Origin of the sequence: Halobacillus halophilus DSM 2266, from assembly GCF_000284515.1 — a bacterium.
GTDB lineage: Bacteria > Bacillota > Bacilli > Bacillales > Halobacillaceae > Halobacillus > Halobacillus halophilus.
The window spans coordinates 1,151,563-1,168,064 of the sequence record NC_017668.1; the positions used below are offsets into that span (position 1 = coordinate 1,151,563).

The 16,502-nt window shown below is 41.9% G+C and carries 18 protein-coding genes; 15 read left to right on the forward strand and 3 right to left on the reverse strand.

Features of this window, described 5'->3' with window-relative positions; translation table 11 throughout:
- Positions 1 to 29: 29 nt before the first annotated feature.
- Positions 30 to 857, forward strand: coding sequence for a S1C family serine protease (locus tag HBHAL_RS05665; protein ID WP_014642385.1), 828 nt, complete (start codon positions 30 to 32; stop codon positions 855 to 857).
- Here the strand turns inward: HBHAL_RS05665 and HBHAL_RS05670 are convergent.
- A complete protein-coding gene (locus HBHAL_RS05670) occupies positions 854 to 1,480 on the reverse strand; it encodes a flavodoxin family protein (protein ID WP_014642386.1) in 627 nt (208 codons plus the stop codon). The two genes, HBHAL_RS05665 and HBHAL_RS05670, sit on opposite strands and share 4 nt — an antisense overlap.
- A 411-nt stretch (positions 1,481 to 1,891) precedes the next feature.
- Here HBHAL_RS05670 and sigI point away from each other — a divergent pair, with 411 nt between their 5' ends.
- From sigI to HBHAL_RS05690, 4 genes are all read left to right on the forward strand, one after another.
- Entirely contained in the window at positions 1,892 to 2,629 is a 738-nt protein-coding gene (gene sigI, locus HBHAL_RS05675; RefSeq protein ID WP_014642387.1) for an RNA polymerase sigma-I factor, read from the forward strand.
- Complete coding sequence (locus tag HBHAL_RS05680) at positions 2,626 to 4,266, forward strand: anti-sigma factor domain-containing protein (protein WP_014642388.1); 1,641 nt, start codon at positions 2,626 to 2,628, stop codon at positions 4,264 to 4,266. Before sigI ends, HBHAL_RS05680 begins: the two co-directional genes overlap by 4 nt.
- A 74-nt stretch (positions 4,267 to 4,340) precedes the next feature.
- A complete protein-coding gene (locus tag HBHAL_RS05685) occupies positions 4,341 to 4,742 on the forward strand; it encodes a DUF1499 domain-containing protein (RefSeq protein ID WP_014642389.1) in 402 nt (133 codons plus the stop codon).
- Positions 4,739 to 6,160 (forward strand): dihydrolipoyl dehydrogenase family protein, encoded by a 1,422-nt coding sequence (locus HBHAL_RS05690; RefSeq protein ID WP_014642390.1) that lies wholly within the window; start codon positions 4,739 to 4,741, stop codon positions 6,158 to 6,160. Before HBHAL_RS05685 ends, HBHAL_RS05690 begins: the two co-directional genes overlap by 4 nt.
- Positions 6,161 to 6,471: 311 nt before the next feature.
- Here HBHAL_RS05690 and HBHAL_RS21365 read toward each other — a convergent pair whose 3' ends face one another.
- Positions 6,472 to 6,657, reverse strand: coding sequence for a hypothetical protein (locus HBHAL_RS21365; RefSeq protein WP_014642391.1), 186 nt, complete (start codon positions 6,655 to 6,657; stop codon positions 6,472 to 6,474).
- 408 nt (positions 6,658 to 7,065) lie between these two features.
- Here HBHAL_RS21365 and HBHAL_RS05700 point away from each other — a divergent pair, with 408 nt between their 5' ends.
- The gene (locus HBHAL_RS05700) at positions 7,066 to 8,628 is read left to right on the forward strand and encodes a bifunctional GNAT family N-acetyltransferase/carbon-nitrogen hydrolase family protein (RefSeq protein ID WP_014642392.1); all 1,563 of its coding nucleotides are present in this window, start codon (positions 7,066 to 7,068) and stop codon (positions 8,626 to 8,628) included.
- Between the two features lie 15 nt (positions 8,629 to 8,643).
- A complete protein-coding gene (locus HBHAL_RS05705) occupies positions 8,644 to 9,369 on the forward strand; it encodes an SDR family oxidoreductase (RefSeq protein ID WP_014642393.1) in 726 nt (241 codons plus the stop codon).
- Positions 9,370 to 9,481: 112 nt separating this feature from the next.
- Here the strand turns inward: HBHAL_RS05705 and HBHAL_RS05710 are convergent, their stop codons facing one another.
- Entirely contained in the window at positions 9,482 to 9,715 is a 234-nt protein-coding gene (locus tag HBHAL_RS05710; protein WP_014642394.1) for a YhdB family protein, read from the reverse strand.
- 194 nt (positions 9,716 to 9,909) lie between these two features.
- Between HBHAL_RS05710 and HBHAL_RS05715 the strand changes: the two genes are divergently transcribed.
- From HBHAL_RS05715 to dat, 8 genes are all read left to right on the forward strand, one after another.
- Entirely contained in the window at positions 9,910 to 10,377 is a 468-nt protein-coding gene (locus tag HBHAL_RS05715) for a hypothetical protein (RefSeq protein ID WP_041601217.1), read from the forward strand.
- A 125-nt stretch (positions 10,378 to 10,502) separates the two neighbouring features.
- Positions 10,503 to 11,042, forward strand: a complete 540-nt coding sequence (locus HBHAL_RS05720) for a YhcN/YlaJ family sporulation lipoprotein (protein ID WP_014642396.1) — start codon at positions 10,503 to 10,505, stop codon at positions 11,040 to 11,042.
- Positions 11,043 to 11,917: 875 nt separating this feature from the next.
- Positions 11,918 to 12,283, forward strand: a complete 366-nt coding sequence (locus tag HBHAL_RS05730) for a GNAT family N-acetyltransferase (RefSeq protein WP_014642397.1) — start codon at positions 11,918 to 11,920, stop codon at positions 12,281 to 12,283.
- On the forward strand, positions 12,273 to 12,401 hold the full coding sequence (locus tag HBHAL_RS21655; RefSeq protein WP_162470917.1) for a GNAT family N-acetyltransferase: 129 nt from the start codon (positions 12,273 to 12,275) through the stop codon (positions 12,399 to 12,401). Before HBHAL_RS05730 ends, HBHAL_RS21655 begins: the two co-directional genes overlap by 11 nt.
- A gap of 92 nt (positions 12,402 to 12,493) precedes the next feature.
- The gene (locus tag HBHAL_RS05735; RefSeq protein WP_014642399.1) at positions 12,494 to 13,906 is read left to right on the forward strand and encodes a SpoVR family protein; all 1,413 of its coding nucleotides are present in this window, start codon (positions 12,494 to 12,496) and stop codon (positions 13,904 to 13,906) included.
- Positions 13,907 to 14,050: 144 nt separating this feature from the next.
- Complete coding sequence (locus HBHAL_RS05740; protein ID WP_014642400.1) at positions 14,051 to 14,584, forward strand: hypothetical protein; 534 nt, start codon at positions 14,051 to 14,053, stop codon at positions 14,582 to 14,584.
- A 186-nt stretch (positions 14,585 to 14,770) separates the two neighbouring features.
- On the forward strand, positions 14,771 to 15,511 hold the full coding sequence (gene pyrH, locus HBHAL_RS05745) for a UMP kinase (RefSeq protein ID WP_014642401.1): 741 nt from the start codon (positions 14,771 to 14,773) through the stop codon (positions 15,509 to 15,511).
- A 94-nt stretch (positions 15,512 to 15,605) separates the two neighbouring features.
- Positions 15,606 to 16,493 carry a D-amino-acid transaminase gene (gene dat / locus HBHAL_RS05750; protein WP_014642402.1) on the forward strand — a complete coding sequence of 296 codons (888 nt, stop codon included), beginning with the start codon at positions 15,606 to 15,608 and terminating at the stop codon, positions 16,491 to 16,493.
- The last annotated feature ends 9 nt before the right edge of the window (positions 16,494 to 16,502 follow it).

A 16,502-nucleotide genomic window follows, 5' to 3' on the forward strand; every position in this document is an offset into this window, starting at 1 on the left:
CAATTCTCCTGTCTTAAGGGGGACCGCTCGTGAATGATCGCGAAGATGATAAGCATGATATTATAGATGAAGATTTGTACGAAGAAATAGACGATGAAGAGTTATATGAACTGGTTCAAGAAGAAAGACAAAAGGCGTACGAAAGAGAACGTTTAAAAAAAGAAGAATTAAAAAGCCGGCGTCCTTTTCCAAAGTGGATCTTCTGGTTGATTGCTATCATGATGGTCACAAATATTGTAGCTGTACTGCCCAATACGTTTTCCATCCCGGCCGTAGATTTTCTAATGACCTCTGCCAAACTCTCATCTGACGAGCAGGTGAAGGAATATAAACAATCGGTTGTAGTGGTTGAAGCAGGGCAAAGCAAAGGAACAGGGTTTGCCATTAAGGAAGACGGAACCATTCTTACGAACCATCATGTAATTGAGGATGAAAAACGTATTTCCGTAGCTTTTCCTGAACAGGGCTTGTTTCAAGCAGAGGTTGTGGAGCAGTATCCTGAAGTAGATTTAGCTGTACTGAAAGCAGATGGTGAAGACTTTCCCCACTTAAATTTGGCTGATGAAACGGTCTTTGAAGAAAACGATCATGTTTACTTCATTGGAAATCCTCTACGGTTTACTGGGATTGCAAATCAGGGATCAGTGATTGGATACAAGAATCTGAGTGATTGGAATCAGCCTGTACTCATGCTGGATGCCCCGATTTACAAAGGAAACTCGGGAAGTCCCGTCATTAATGAATCCGGAGAAGTCATTGCGGTGGTTTTTGCTACATTACATGATGATGTAGAAGGAAGAGTGGGGCTTGCTGTCCCGATTGATTATTATTATGAAAAAAGTGCTGCCAAAGATTAGACTTTTGGCGGCACTTTTTTGTCATCTACTTTATTTCCGATAACAGGAATTGGATTGAAATGAAGCAGTTCAGCAAAATGGATAACGTTGTACGTCATTCTTACGACTTCTTCTTCAATGCAATCCCAATCGCTTTGGGCGGGGTTTTCCAGCTTTTCATTACAGATGGCACTGGCATGAGGCGGCAAAGTATATCCGAGCATAGAGAGGCGGTAGTGGATGGATTGAGCTGCCAACCGAGCGCCTCCGTCTCCACCATCTGCGACGATAGCTCCTCCAACTTTATTATAGAAAATTCCTTGCCCCTTTCGATTTTTCAGTTGATGGTATCCCTGAAGTCTTTCCAAGATCAAAGAAGCCAGACTGCTCTTATCCCCCATGGCGATCGGTGTAGCCAAAAGCAAAATGTCGGCTCCCAGTATCTTTTCGAAAACAAAAGGCCAATCATCTTCATTGTCTAACTGGTCCGTAATTCCAAAGTTAATATGGAAATCCCTTAAGTGGATTCGTTCCACATCAATTTCTTCCCGTTGAAATATTTGAGCGGATTCATGGAGGAGTTTTTCGGTATCTGTTTCTTTTGTGCCTTTTTCTAAACTGCAATTTAATAATACGGCTTTCATTCGTTGAATCCTCCTTTTTATTTGCGCTCTACACAACAGGTTTAACCTACTGCAGCTATATGTAAACCTGACAAATTGTGTTTATTATCATAGGAATTTAGACGCATTGGTATACATTTTAATTCATTTTAGATTGAAAGCCCTAGTGTGTATAGTCCATTCGTTATATTTTTTGAAATGTAGATTTAATAAAATGTAAACCTGATGTGGTAGACCCATGCCCCTATATTCAGTACAATAGTCATGGTTAATAACATATCTTTAAAATACAGGTTTGGATGGCGTACAAATAAACGGCTTTTGGCAATATTGGTTGATCCTGTTTTGTAACACAATTGAAATATTTTTATATAAAACACCCAAAAACTCTGTTTTGAATTCGAAACTATTAAAGGCTGGAGGTGGTGAAGGTTGATCAAACGTCTATTGCGCAAAAAAGACACCTCCCTTGATGCACAGATTGAATCCGTTAAACAGGGGGATGAGGAAGCTAGAAACGAAATCCTCAAACAGTATCAACCTTTTATTGCCAAAAGTGTTTCTGAAGTATGTAAAAGATATATAGATCCCGGCAAAGACGATGAATTCAGCATTGGTTTATCGGCGTTTAATGAAGCCATCCAAGCGTATTCCTGTGATAAAGGAAGTTCCTTTCTTTCTTTTGCCCGTCTCGTAATCAAACGGAAAGTAATTGATCATATCCGTAATGAGAGAAAATATCCCCTGGCTGTTTCTCTCGATGAACTCAATCATGAGGAAGAGCAAATGGAGAATCCTTCTGAGGTGGCAGCAGCGAGAGAACGCCATCAAATGGAAAAAGAGGCATGGTATAGACGTGAAGAAATTCACGAATTCAAAGAGCAGTTAAAGAAGTATAACTTGTCTCTTGAAGATTTAGTGGATGCTTCACCCAAGCATAAGGATGCACGAGATTCAGCTGTTCAAACGGCACGAATCGTTTATCACCATAAGGAGCTTAGAGAGCAAGTCCTTTATAAAGGGCGCCTTCCTATGAAAGAACTGGTACGTGAAGTGGATGTGAGTAAGAAAACGCTTGAACGAAACCGAAAATTCATTATTGCCTTAGTTCTCATCTTTGACGGAGATTATATATATCTCAACGACTACCTGAAAGGGGTGGGGGTGTGAGAAAAGGCATTGTCATGGAGCAAAAAAAAGGATATACCATTGTGATGACACATGATGGAAACTTTCACCGTGCGCTTCGCCTCCATGAAGCCGAAGTCGGCATGGAAGTCCATTTTCAGGCGATCTCAAACAGCAAACACCTTCGCCCAGTGGGATGGTTATCCAACATAGTTCCATGGAAAGCAGGCATCATGGCTTTGGTACTGGTTCTAGCCTGCCTGCCATTTTATATAAAATATGGAAGCAGTCAGGCTTATGCATATGTAAATATAGATATTAATCCAAGTCTGGAATTAAAATTAAATGAAAAACTGCAAGTCATACAGATTACCCCTCGTAATGAGGATGCTGAGAAATTAATGGATATGCTAACAGATTGGAAGAAAAAAGATGTTTCAGAAGTAGCGTTTGAAATGATTAACATCAGCCAGGAAAATGGTTGGATGAATCAACAGAAACAAGTTCTGATTGGTATTAGTTATTTAAAAACTAATCCAACAGCGAGCTTGGCCAAACGGATGGAACATGAACTTTCGGATCGGGCAAAGGATTTATCAGTGGCAGCATATAATCTCCCAGCATCCCTTCGTGAACAAGCGCTCGAAGCGAACCAATCCGTCAATGAGTGGGTAGCCAAGCAATTGAGCAAAAAACAGTCAGATATAAAAGGTGCGAATTCCATAGAGTTAATGTCCGAAGAAAAAGAAATGATTCGATCTTTTTTTGAAGAATCACCAAAACGTGAATCCAGTGAGAATAACAGCTCTTCAAGTTTAAAAAACATCGAAGTGCATATAGAAGAACCTACCGATAAAAAATCGGTTAACTCCAAAGAGAACAAGAATGTTAATCATTCTTCTGATTCTCCACAGAGTTCTTCGGGAGATCAACGCGGATCAACTAATAAAAAGAATAGGGATACCGACACCCCTCCTTCTTCAAACTTGAAAAAGGATAAACCTGAGAAGGTGGATCACAAGGTTTACTCAGAAGATGAGTCTTCGGAAGAAAAGAAAAAAGACGAGCCGCAATCAAATTCTCAATCAAAGGAAAAGCCTGATAAGCAGTCCTCAAAAGATAAGAAGGAGGACAAGCCGAAATCAAGTCCTGGTCAATCGAAGGAAAAACCGGATAAAGGATCCTCAGAAGATAAGAAGAATGAAAAGGGGAAATCGAATCCAGGTCAATCGAAGGAAAAACCGGATAAAGGGTCCTCAGAAGATAAGAAGAATGAAAAGGGGAAATCGAATCCAGGTCAATCGGAAGAGAAGCCGGACAAAGCGTCTTCGGAAGAAAAGAAGAAAGACAAGCCGAACTCAAGTCCTGGTCAATCGAAGGACAAACCGGATAAAGGGTCTTCAGAAGATAAGAAGAATGAAAAGGCGAAATCGAATCCAGGCCAATCGAAGGAAAAACCGGATAAAGCTTCTTCAGAAGATAAAAAGAAGGACAAGCCGAAATCCAATTCAGGTCAATCGAAGGATAAATCGGATAAAACGTCTTCGAAAGATAACAAGAAAGACAAGCCAAAACCAAATCCTAGTCAATCAAAAGAAAAAAGAGAGAAGAAATCGTTGGAATATCAGAAAGAGCAAAAGACTAAAGAACATAAAAACGCAGGTGAAAAAGCATCCTAGAGAGTCTAGGGTGTTTTTTTATTGGATTAAACGTGAATATAGAGGTAGTGTAAAGAAAAGGAGTGGTTTATAGCATGGGAAAACAATATCTTGGAGTTAAGGACGGACGATTAGCTGAATGTCCTAATTCTCCGAACTGCGTCTCAACTCAAACTGATCAATCAGATAAACAGATGGAACCTTTACCGTTTCATGGAGATTTGAATTCAACGAAAGAAACACTGAAGAAAGTCTTGCAGGAAATGGAGAGAACCAAAGTAGAAATTGAGGAAGAACATTACATTCACGCTCTTGTGGTTACAAAGCTTTTACGATTCAAGGATGATGTAGAGTTTTACTTAGATGACTCAAGTCAGCAGGTGCATTTCCGCTCAGCTTCTCGCACGGGTTATTCTGATATGGGAGTAAACCGAAAACGTATGAAAGCATTCGCTGATGCTTATTATGGATATGTGGAGAAGGAGGCCCGCTCATGAGTTATGATTATCAAATCGCCGTTATAGGCGGAGGTTCAGGCGGTCTGACTGTGGCTGCTGGGGCAGCAAGTTTTGGAGCGTCCGTTGCTCTTATTGAAAGAAAGAGTGAGCTTGGAGGGGACTGTCTGCATTATGGCTGCATGCCTTCTAAGGCCATGATAGAAGCAGCCAGGGAAGTCCATCAGGCTGGACTATATTCCGACTTCTCTGAATCGGACTATGACCGCTTGTTCACAGGTGCGATGGAACGAGTAGCGGATGCCGTGAAAGATGTACAGAACCACGACTCCAAAGATCGATTCATCAAGCTTGGAATTGATATTTATGAAGCAGAAGCCCAGTTCATAGACGAGCATACTTTGCAAGTTGGAGAAGAAACCATTTCAGCGAAACGTTTTGTTATTGCTACCGGTTCGTCACCTGTGGTACCCCCGATTGAAGGCATAGACAGTATCGATTACCTTACAAACGAATCTATTTTTTCTTTGCGGAAAAGGCCGACTTCACTCGGTGTGATCGGAGGAGGTATCATTGGCTCTGAGCTCGCTCAGGCGATGTCCCGTTTAGGTGTAGATGTTACGGTCGTTGAAGGTGGGCAACAGATTTTAGCTAAAGAAGATAAGGAAATTACTGAACTGGCTGAAGGGTTGTTATCCGAGGAAATGAATGTCATAACCGGGGCAAAGGTGGAGCGTCTTGAATCTACGAATGAAGGCGTGAAAATTCATTATACGAAGGAAGGATCCGCAAATTCGCTAAACGTTGAAAAGTTATTAGTAGCGACGGGACGAAAAGCGAATATAGATGGACTCGGTCTAGAACAGGCTGGTGTTGAAACTTCCAATGGTTCGATTGCTGTGGATGCTGCAATGCGAACGACTCAGCGTCATATTTACGCGGTTGGAGACTGTAATGGTTCCATGCCGTTCACTCATGTTGCGGGTATGGAAGGGAAAATTGCTGTTTCCAATGCTGTATTTGGCTTATCCAGAAAAGCATCTTATGAAAAAGTGCCCTGGGTAGTATATACAGGCCCAGAGATTTATCATCTCGGGCTTACTGAAGAGGAAGCAAAAGAGCAGTACGGTGAAAAACTCTTGACGTTTAAGACAAAACTTGCCGATAATGATCGCTTTATGGCTGAGCGTCATACTGACGGGCTGGTTAAAGTTTTAACAACAAATCGAGGCCGAATTGTCGGAGCTCATGCTATAGGCGAAGGAGCGGGGGAATGGATGCAGGAAATTGGTACTGTTCAGGCGCTGAATAAGAAATTTCAAGCGATATCCAATATCATTCATCCTTACCCGGCAAAAAATAATGTAGTTACTCAGACCGCAGATTTATACTGGCGAGAGAAATTATTCGACAGTTCATTAAATGAAGCACTGAAATGGTACGTTCGTAAATTTAGATAAGCTAAAGAGCTGTCCTGTCTTAAGGTCAGCTCTTTTTTTGTTACATAGAGCCGTCTTTATACGAAACTGCACATATGTGATGTTTCGTATAAAGACGGCTCAGCGTTACCAAAATAATCATAACACGCATCTCTATGGCACTGATTTATACACTCTATTACAATAGGTGGATTAAACAGTTAGTTTATTTTAAACAAGTAGTTGTTCTAGAATAGGGCCGTTTAGTTGAAGATTCGATTTCGAGATATCGTGTTAGTTTGTAGGTCCTTCGGGGGATGATTTCGCTTTCCGTGGGCATGTGCTGAGCCTCCTCAGTCTTCGACTTCCGGGGTCTCACCGATCATGTTTATCCCACAGGAGTCTTCATCGTCCCCCTCCGGACCTTGCTGAAATGAAAGGCTCGAAGCATGGGCAAAAATCACTTGGATAAGAAATATAAAAATCATGCCATGAGTTCCTGTTTTCTCTAAGTTTTGATAGAAAAGGTCTGATACCACTGGATTTTGAAAGGATTAAGTCCAACACCTGCCCTTCTAAAGAAGGGTCCGTTCACACCATTATAGTTGGTGGGGAAATGACGAGACTCCCGCGGGAGAAGGAGCTAGGCGAGACCCCACAAGGAGTGGTAACGACTGAGGAGGCTGGTGGTAAAAGGAGGATCGACTAAAGTCGCCACGTCCTGTGGCAACGTCGATCGACCCTACGTCGTGTAGGGCCACAGGAAAGCGAGTTGTTTCCCAACCAGCCCTCTTCCCTTTAACGTAACGGACCCATTCATCTCGAAACTGAGTCTTACAGAAAAGGGAGCTTTTGTGAAAAAATTATGTATGGTGATACTGGACACGGATTTTTTGGGTTAAGTACGATAGAATTGAGGGAAGAAAGACAATAAGGAGAGGGATAACGTGTCTAAAATAGATTTAACTCAATACGAAAAGAAAATGATTGTACGACATATGCAGGAAAAAGATATAGAGCAGATTTTTGAATTACAGCAAGTCTGCTTTCCTAACATGGAACCTTGGAAACGAGACCATTTGGAGAGTCATTTGAAAATATTTCCGGAAGGGCAGTTTGTTGTAGAATTTGATGGACAAATTATAGGAAGCTGTTCCAGTCTGGTCGTTAATTTTGATGAATATGATGATCGGCACACGTGGGACGACATTACAGACAAAGGCTACATCACCAATCACGACCCGGATGGATACAATCTTTATGGTATTGAAGTCATGGTTCACCCAGGTTACCGTGGAATGAAAATAGGCCGTCGTTTATATGAAGCACGTAAAGATTTGGCCAGAGAACTGAATTTGAAGAGCATTATCATAGGAGGAAGGATCCCGAATTATCATAAATATGAGGACGAGATGACCCCAAGGGAATATGTAGAAGAGGTCAGAAGTCAAAGCATTTATGATCCGGTACTCACCTTTCAAATTATGAACGGGTTCACGGTCATGCGTATCAACCCAAATTACTTACCGGATGACGATCTTTCCTCTAAATATGCAACGCTGATGGAATGGAATAATATTGACTACCGCGCACGCACGAAGCGGCATTTTAAAACAAGTAATCCCGTTCGGATTATGGTCATTCAATACATGATGAAAAACATCGACTCTTTTGAAGAATTCAAAAAGCAGTGTGAATATTATGTTGATGTGGCTGCCGATTATGGCAGTGATTTTGCGGTCTTTCCTGAAATTTTCACGACCCAGCTTATGTCATTTTTAGAAGAAAAAGTACCATCGAAAGCCGTAAGAAGATTATCGGATTATACAGAGGACTATATTGAAATGTTCACCCATCTGGCTGTGAAGTATAATGTGAATATAATCGGAGGCTCTCACTTTGTAGAGGAAGATGAAAAAATCTATAACATATCTTATTTATTCCGACGAGACGGGACGATTGAGAAACAATATAAGATTCATGTCACCCCGAATGAGCGTACGTGGTGGGGAATTCAACCTGGGGACGCCGTGAAAGTGTTTGATACGGACTGTGGAAAAATCGCCATTCAAATTTGTTATGATATTCAGTTCCCTGAATTGGCCCGGTACGCTGTGGATCAGGGAGCGAATATTATATTCGTTCCGTTTTGTACGGATGACCGTCAAGGTTACCTGCGGGTTCGTTACTGCGCTCAAGCACGTGCTGTGGAGAACCAGGTTTACACGGTCATATCGGGTACTGTAGGGAACATGACGCAGGTAGAAAATATGGACATCCAGTATGCTCAGTCCGGTATTTTTACGCCGTCTGATTTTGAATTTGCTCGCGATGGAATTATAGGAGAGTGCAACCCGAACGTAGAAACTGTCGTTGTTGGAGATGTGGACCTGGAGATTTTAAGACGTCAGCGCAAGTCAGGTACTGTAAGACAATTGCAGGATCGCCGGCACGATCTTTTTCAGCTGGACTATAAACTGAAAACAGAAATTAAGCCGGAAAGGACGTAAAGGAGGAAGGTTCCTTTGTTAAGAGACCAAGTGGCTATAGTAACGGGAGCTTCCCGGGGGATAGGCCGTGAGCTTGCCTTCCAATTAGCGGCCAAAGAAGTTAAACTTTCGATTCTTGGCAGTTCTGAAGATATTCATAAGACGCGAGAGGATTTGAAGGCTTATGGATATGCAGATGTACTTTCATTTACAGCGGATGTGAGCAATGAGAACGACGTGGATCATGTTGTTCGGGCAACGAGGAACGCCTATGGCAAAATCGACATTTTAATCAACAATGCAGGGATTGGGGAAAGCAAACCCGTAGAATCTGTAACCGTTGAAGAATGGAAGAAGACATTTGATATTAATGTACAAGGTGTGTTTCTCGCTTCCAAATCCGTGCTTCCGTTTATGAGAGAACAAAAATCGGGTACGATATTGACGGTCGCTTCTGATGTGTCGAGATATACGATTCCTGAGAATGGTTCTCTATACACAGCTACCAAATACGCAGTACAAGGTTTCATGGGATCACTGGCGCAGGAAGTGCGCAGCGATGGCATACGTGCGGGTACCATTAATCCTGGTAAGGTGGACACGTACTTTGCAAACACCAAGCAAGGAGAACCAAGAAAGTCAGATTGGCTTAAAGTAAAAGATATAGCTCAAGCAATTATTTATATGCTTGAAGCACCTAAGCATATGGTAATCGATGAGATGCATCTTCATTCGATCCATCAGGATTATCCAAGAATGTAAAAGAAGCAGAACTCGTTCTGCTTCTTTTTTACATTAATAACCACCTCAGGTCATCCATTTAATGGATGACCTGAGGTGGTGTTTTTTTACATTTTATATTCTGTATTTTGATTTAACTGAACGCCGGATAGGCAAGGGTAGTTTGTGCATGGTCAATATAATTTAACAAAGCTTCATGGGACTCAAGCATCTGGCTTTCATGTCCTGGGTAGTAACTGGCATGCAGAAACGTCTCAATTTTTTTGGATAAAAACTGGTCTCGCGTGCGTACCATAAGGACAAGTAAATCATCCCACTGACCCCAGATCATAAAATGCAGTGCTTTGTCATAATCCTGATAATTCACTGGGTCACATCCTTCTTAAAAGGATTGTTTTTATTGTCTCCTATTCGGGTAATTATCAATCAGAAAGTTCGTCACAATTTTGGAAAAAACGAGTGGTTTTGAGCTTTTTTCCCACACGCCTTGTTGTGGTTTGTTATGATGGTATAGTAACTTTTAAAAAATGTTCTTAAGGTATATGAAGGGAGATTACAGTGGTGACCAAGAAACAATGGGAATATGCAAATTTTGGCGGGGTCATCGCCTTCGGGTTATTTTTGCTTTTAAGCTTCCTAACAGCTGAAGCAGATACAGCACACCGTGTGATGGTTTTGTTTTGTGAAGTTATTGGTGCAGCAGTAGTAGTAAACGCATACCTTTCCTTACATCATTTAAATGGGGAAAGAAGGTTTATTCCCTTCTCCATTATGGTTTTTTTAGGTGCTTGGCTGGTTTATGCGATCGGATACGAAATAGGTGTGGAAGCTTCTACGAACTACAATTGGATTTGGTTCTTGTTCTTATACATAGTACTGATTGGCGGTTTTATTTTATTAAGGAAAATGTATGCTGGACTGACGGGTCCGTTTAAGCTGCTGCCGATATTTTTGTTATTTGTTAATGCTATTTTATTCGTATTTATATTATTTTTTAATATTTGGTGGAATTTACCATTTTCAGGTTGAAGAGGTCTTTCTTAGAAAGGCCTTTTTATTATGTTATTTGTAGGTTTATTCCGGCAGATGCTTCATCGCATATTTGCTTTTGAACTTCACATACTATGTGTAAGCTGCCTAAGGAGGAATAAACCATGAAAATAAGAGCATTTGCTATTGGTCTTTTAGCTGCATCCTCTCTGGTTGCGTGTCAAGCAGAACAGGAAACAGGTACAGGCCAGGATAACTATGAAGGCGTGCAAAATACGCGTTTTCAGCGGATGGCTGACAATATGTATGAAGAAGGTAACCGGACAAACCGTTATGATAACGACCGGGGTATGGTTCATAATACGAATTATCACGTCGCTAAAGATGCGGCAGTTAATGTTGAAAAAAATGTTAAAGGCGTCGACGAGGCTTACGTTTTAAAAACGCGTGATAATGCGTATGTGGCAGCAGTCATGGACAATAACAGCGGTGAAGAGAATATGACGGACAAGGTGGAAGAGGATATTACCAAGGCTGTAAAAAATACAGATCAGGATATAAACAATGTATATGTTTCCACCAATCCCGACTTCATTGATTTAACAAATAATTATGTGAATGATGTGGAAAATGGAGAGCCTGTACGTGGCTTTTTCCAGGAGTTCGGTCAAATGGTTGATCGAGTTTTTCCAGAAGCAAACTAGTTTTGGTAAACCAGGTGCCTCTTAAGAGGACCTGGTTTTTTGCTTGCAGAGAAGCCCTTCATTTCACTCAATTTGATATAATAGAGCCACTCATTTAAAAGATAGGGACTTTTGAACGTTTGTGTTCATTTTCACTAAAGTCTTATTAAGCTAAAGGGCCGGATTGTGGAAGACTCAGTTTCGAGATAATCTGAGTCCGTTGCCAAAAATTTGATGAGGGTGGCTGCGGAAACAACTCGTCTTGTTCCATCACCCAGACACTCGAGACATAAGCCGCTCATCAACGGATTGAAAAACCACAATCCTTTTGATGGTCGGCTTATGCTGGTCGTGTCTTTCGGGGTGATTCCACATTTGAACACTTTCCTGCGGGGGAACTGGCAAGCCTCCTCGCTCGTTTCACTCCCTGTGGGGTCTCGCCTAGCTCCTTCTCCCGCGGGAGTCTCGTCGTTTCCTTCGCCACCACTTGGATCCGCCACAAATATTTCTATAGCGGGAATTTTCCACACGTGTACGCTTGTTTTTAATAGTTAATCTCCATCATAAACCGGTGCGTTTCGAATAAGATTTAGAGCTCCATATATCGCAAGGTCCGGAGGGGGACGGTGAAGACTCCTGTGGGATGAAAATAACAGGGGAGACCCCGGAAGGCGAAGCCTGAGGAGGCTCAATACAAAGGAAGTTCGACTAAGATCGCCACGTCCTGTGGCAACGTCGAACGACCCTGCGTCGTGCAGGGCCGGAAAGCGAAATCGTCCCCCGCAGAACCTTCCGCTCAACAAATATCTCGAAACTGAGTCTTCAACAAACGGGAGCTTATCAGTAAAATCACCATGGAGGTTGATCTGAGCTAATACATAAAGGAGGCGCTTGTCATGAGAATCATTACACTTACGCCAATAATGGCTGAAGCTTACGTAAAGTTAGGAGAACAACTGGAAGCGGAAACTGATTTTCTTTTATATGGGGCTGGGGAACGCCAAATGGGTGTGGAGCAGGCAGAATATATGCTCGAAAGCGTCCAGGAGCAGGAGAATGCAGTTATACTGGCTGCTGAGAACGCTGGGGAACTGATTGGGCATATCATGTGTATTGGCGGTCGTGCAGAGCGAAACCGGCACACCGTTCAGATTGTTACGGGCGTCTTGAAGACGTATCAGGGACAGGGGGTCGCTTCTCAATTATTCAGTAAAGTGGAAGAATCAAGTTCACCGTATGGAGTTGACTGTAATGGTACATAATGAGCCGGCTATCCAGCTGTATAAGAAAGCTGGTTTTATAAAAGAAGGGGTCAAATGTGATTCGTTATATGTTAACCATCAATGGGTAGATGAGTATGCTATGGCTAAAATCCTCTAGTCCCCAATGAAAGATTAGAAGCATCAATCTTTCATGTTCTCTCGCTCCTTCTCATATAGTAAGATAAGTGAAATCAAAGGAGGAGGGGCCCTTTGAAACCAGAGGACCAGAAACAACTGCACAATGCGATCAAGGAAATTACGGAGATTGCCAAGGGATTCGGTCTTGACTTTTATCCGATGCGTTATGAGGTTTGTCCTGATGATATCATTTATACTTTTGGAGCGTATGGAATGCCTACGCGTTTTTCTCACTGGAGCTTTGGAAAACAGTATTACAAAATGAAAATACAGTATGATCTCGGTTTAAGTAAAATTTATGAATTGGTTATAAATTCAAATCCTTGTTACGCCTTTTTACTGAACTCCAATAGTTTGATTCAAAATAAACTGATTGTAGCTCACGTACTTGCCCATTGTGACTTTTTCAAAAATAATGCGCGCTTCCAGAATACAAAGCGGGATATGGTAGAAAGCATGGCGGCGACGGCTGAACGAATTGCTTCTTATGATAAATTATACGGCAAAGCAGAGGTGGAATCTTTCTTAGACGCTGTACTTGCGATACAGGAGCATATCGATCCATCGATTGTACGGCCCAAATTGGCCTGGACGATGGATGAAGATGAAGAAAGTGTGGAGAAATCCATATCCACTCCATACGATGATATTTGGAAGATTGATGAGTCCTCTTCGGAAGATCAATCCATGTTCCGTAAGAAAAAGAAATTCCCGCCAAGACCTGAAAAGGACTTGCTCTTGTTTATTGAACAATACAGCCGCGAACTTGAGGACTGGCAGCGCGACATCTTAACGATGATGAGAGAAGAGATGCTTTACTTCTGGCCGCAGCTGGAAACAAAAATCATGAACGAAGGCTGGGCTTCTTATTGGCATGCCAGAATTTTGAGAGAGATGGATTTGACCAGTGATGAAGTGATCGACTTTGCCAAGCTAAATGCGAGTGTTGTGCAGCCTTCAAAAACTCAGCTCAATCCTTATTACTTAGGATTGAAAATATTTGAAGATATTGAGTACAGGTACGATAACCCGACGGAAGAAATGAAAAAGCATGGAATCCAGGAGAATTCCGGCAGAGAAAAGATGTTTGAAGTTCGTGAAATCGAATCGGACCAAAGCTTCATTCGGAACTATTTGACCAAGGAACTTGTTCGCCAGGAAGATTTATACTTATTTCAAAAGCAAGGCCAGAAATATAAAATTACGGATAAGGACCATGAGGCGGTAAGGGATCAGCTGGTCACAATGAGAGTCAATGGAGGTTTCCCTTACATTACGGTTCAGGACGGAGATTATATAAAGAGTGGAGAGCTATATTTAAAGCATCATTATGAAGAGGTTGAACTGGATGTCAGTTATTTAGAGAAAACGATCCCTTACGTGTATCAATTGTGGGGGCGCCCGGTCCATTTAGAAACAAGAATAGAACATAGAGATGTAGTGTTCAGCTACAGCGGTAAAAAAATACAGAAGAAATACTTATAATAGCGAAGACTGTCGATGCAGGGACTTACTAAAGCCCGCGGAGACAGTCTTTTTTACTATCTTGGAATTGTTAGGCGGACGGTTGTAAAAAATCTGGTATAATATTCTAAAGATTCATTATATCGGATGCGAGAGGTGGAAGCGATGAAAGCACTCCGTTGGACACTGTATGGTTTTCTGGCTGTCCTGCTGATCGTTATTATTTTTTTTCAGATCAACAAAGACTTCAACCAGCTTGCTCAGGGGCAGGCATATCCCATGACAACTTCCCCTGAAAGACGTCCTGTTTCTCTGACTTCGTCGCCTCTCGAAATTGAAGGTTCAGGTGTCCAGGTTACTCCGTTGTATCATGGTCTGGATACAGGGAAACTTTATCTGGGAATTTCATATGGAAAGTTGGATCTGTCACAAAAGAAGGATGATAAGTGGAAGAAAGAAGATGGTGCTGTTCAGTTTTTGGTCAAGGTTGTAGATACGAATGGGACAAACTTTAGTGGAAAGACGACAGGAACGGTAAAGGGAACGTTTTCTACTTTTCAATATGTACAGGTGGAAGATTTTGATGTACACGAAAAGACGAAGGCTCTCACCCTGTCATTCTACCCGCTTATGGATAGAAAAGGGAAAGATGTTCCCAGCGAACAACCAAGCTTTCAAGTAAACGTCCCTATACAGTGAAGAAACGTTACTTCCCTGACAGCATATGATACAATGATGAATAGCTAAAAACATGAGAGGAGCGGGAACTATGAAGGCTTTTACACAACGTTTGGTTAAACCAATGGCCGAATGGTTATTTCCGCTCCAGAAGTAGAGCATAGACTTTTGTCTATGCTCTTTTTTTAAACCGGGGAGGACATGTTGATGAGGTATAAACGAGTACTGTTGAAAATCAGCGGAGGAGCACTCAGTGGGGAGAGCCAGGAAAATTTTGATCATACCAGCCTGGAACATATAGCGAATGAAATTCTCAATCTGACGGAAGCCGGTGTGGAGGTTGCCCTGGTAGTAGGCGGAGGTAACATCTTCAGGGGAAAAACGGCTGAAGTGTGGGGAATCGATCGAGTCGAGGCTGATAATATAGGAACTATAGGCACTGTGATTAACAGTTTGATGCTTCGCGGGGTTTTAAAAAATAAAACTGAGAAAGAAGTTCGAGTGATGACCTCGATCCCGATTACTTCCGTAGCTGAACCCTATATACGCTTAAAAGCCATGTACCATCTTGATAAAGGGTATATCATTATACTGGCGGGTGGAAACGGTCAGCCTTTTGTGACGACCGATTATCCTGCCGTCCAGCGTGCCATTGAACTGGAGTGCGATTCCATTCTTGTAGCCAAGCAGGGAGTTAATGGCGTATATACAGCGGATCCTGTAACGAATCAGGATGCTAAATTATATGGAAATCTAAATTATAATGATGTTTTGCTGCAGGATATTCAGGTAATGGATCAATCGGCCTTATTGTTAGCGCGGGACCATCAAATACCTGTACACATCTTTAATTTTAATCAGTCGGGAGTCATGATGGACTTGTGCAAAGGAAAAAACTTCGGTACCCTTATTTCCAATCATCCTTCCACATTTCAAGAAGAACTGTAGGGAAAATGTAGGATCATGAGTAAAAACGTGTTTGAAAACAGCGTTTTTTGATAAACTAGGCGTTAATGAATGAATTTGTAAGGAGGACGATCTCATGACGATTTATGATCGCATATTAACAGAAGACGACTTTATTCATCAGGACGAACTCCGCTATCCGTTTGAGGAACGGGGATTGCAGTTCGGCGACGGCATTTACGAAGTTATCCGCGTCTATAACGGCAAATTTTATCTATTAAAAGAGCATGTAGAGCGTTTATATAGATCAGCAGCCGCTGTAAAAATCAATGTGCCTTATACACAGGAAGAAATGTATGATCATTTAAAACGTTTATTGGAACTCAACAAGGTAGAAAGCGACGCGAAAGTGTACTTACAAATCACCCGTGGTTCTGCGCCGAGGAATCATGCGTTTCCTAAGGACACAGCAGCTAATCTGTACGCTTATGTGAAAGACTTGCCGCGTCCAACGGATTTAATAGCTGGCGGTGTCCATACCATTACCCATGAAGATGTGCGCTGGGACTGGTGCTACATTAAAAGCCTGAACCTGCTTCCAAATGTTATGGCCAAACAAGCAGCTGAAGAACTTAATTGTTACGAAGCGGTGCTTCATAAAGACGGAGAAGTTACCGAATGTAGCTCTTCCAATGTATATATGGTGAAGAATGGGAAGGTTTATACGCACCCAGCTAAGAAAAACATTTTGCACGGGTGTGTAAGAATGCGTGTAGAAGCTTTCTGCGACTCCCAGAATATTGATTTTGTAGAAGAATCGTTTAAAGTTGAAGATCTTCAATACGCAGATGAATTGTTTTTATCCAGCAGTACATCTGAGATTATGCCGATCTTAAAAGTGGATCATCTGCAGATTGGAGATGGAAATCCAGGGGCTGTAACGCGTCTTCTTCAGCAGCGGTACGAAGAGGAAGCCGGTATATCTCCGGAGGCCTCAATTTTCAGCAATCAAAAAGCTCAATAAATAAAATAA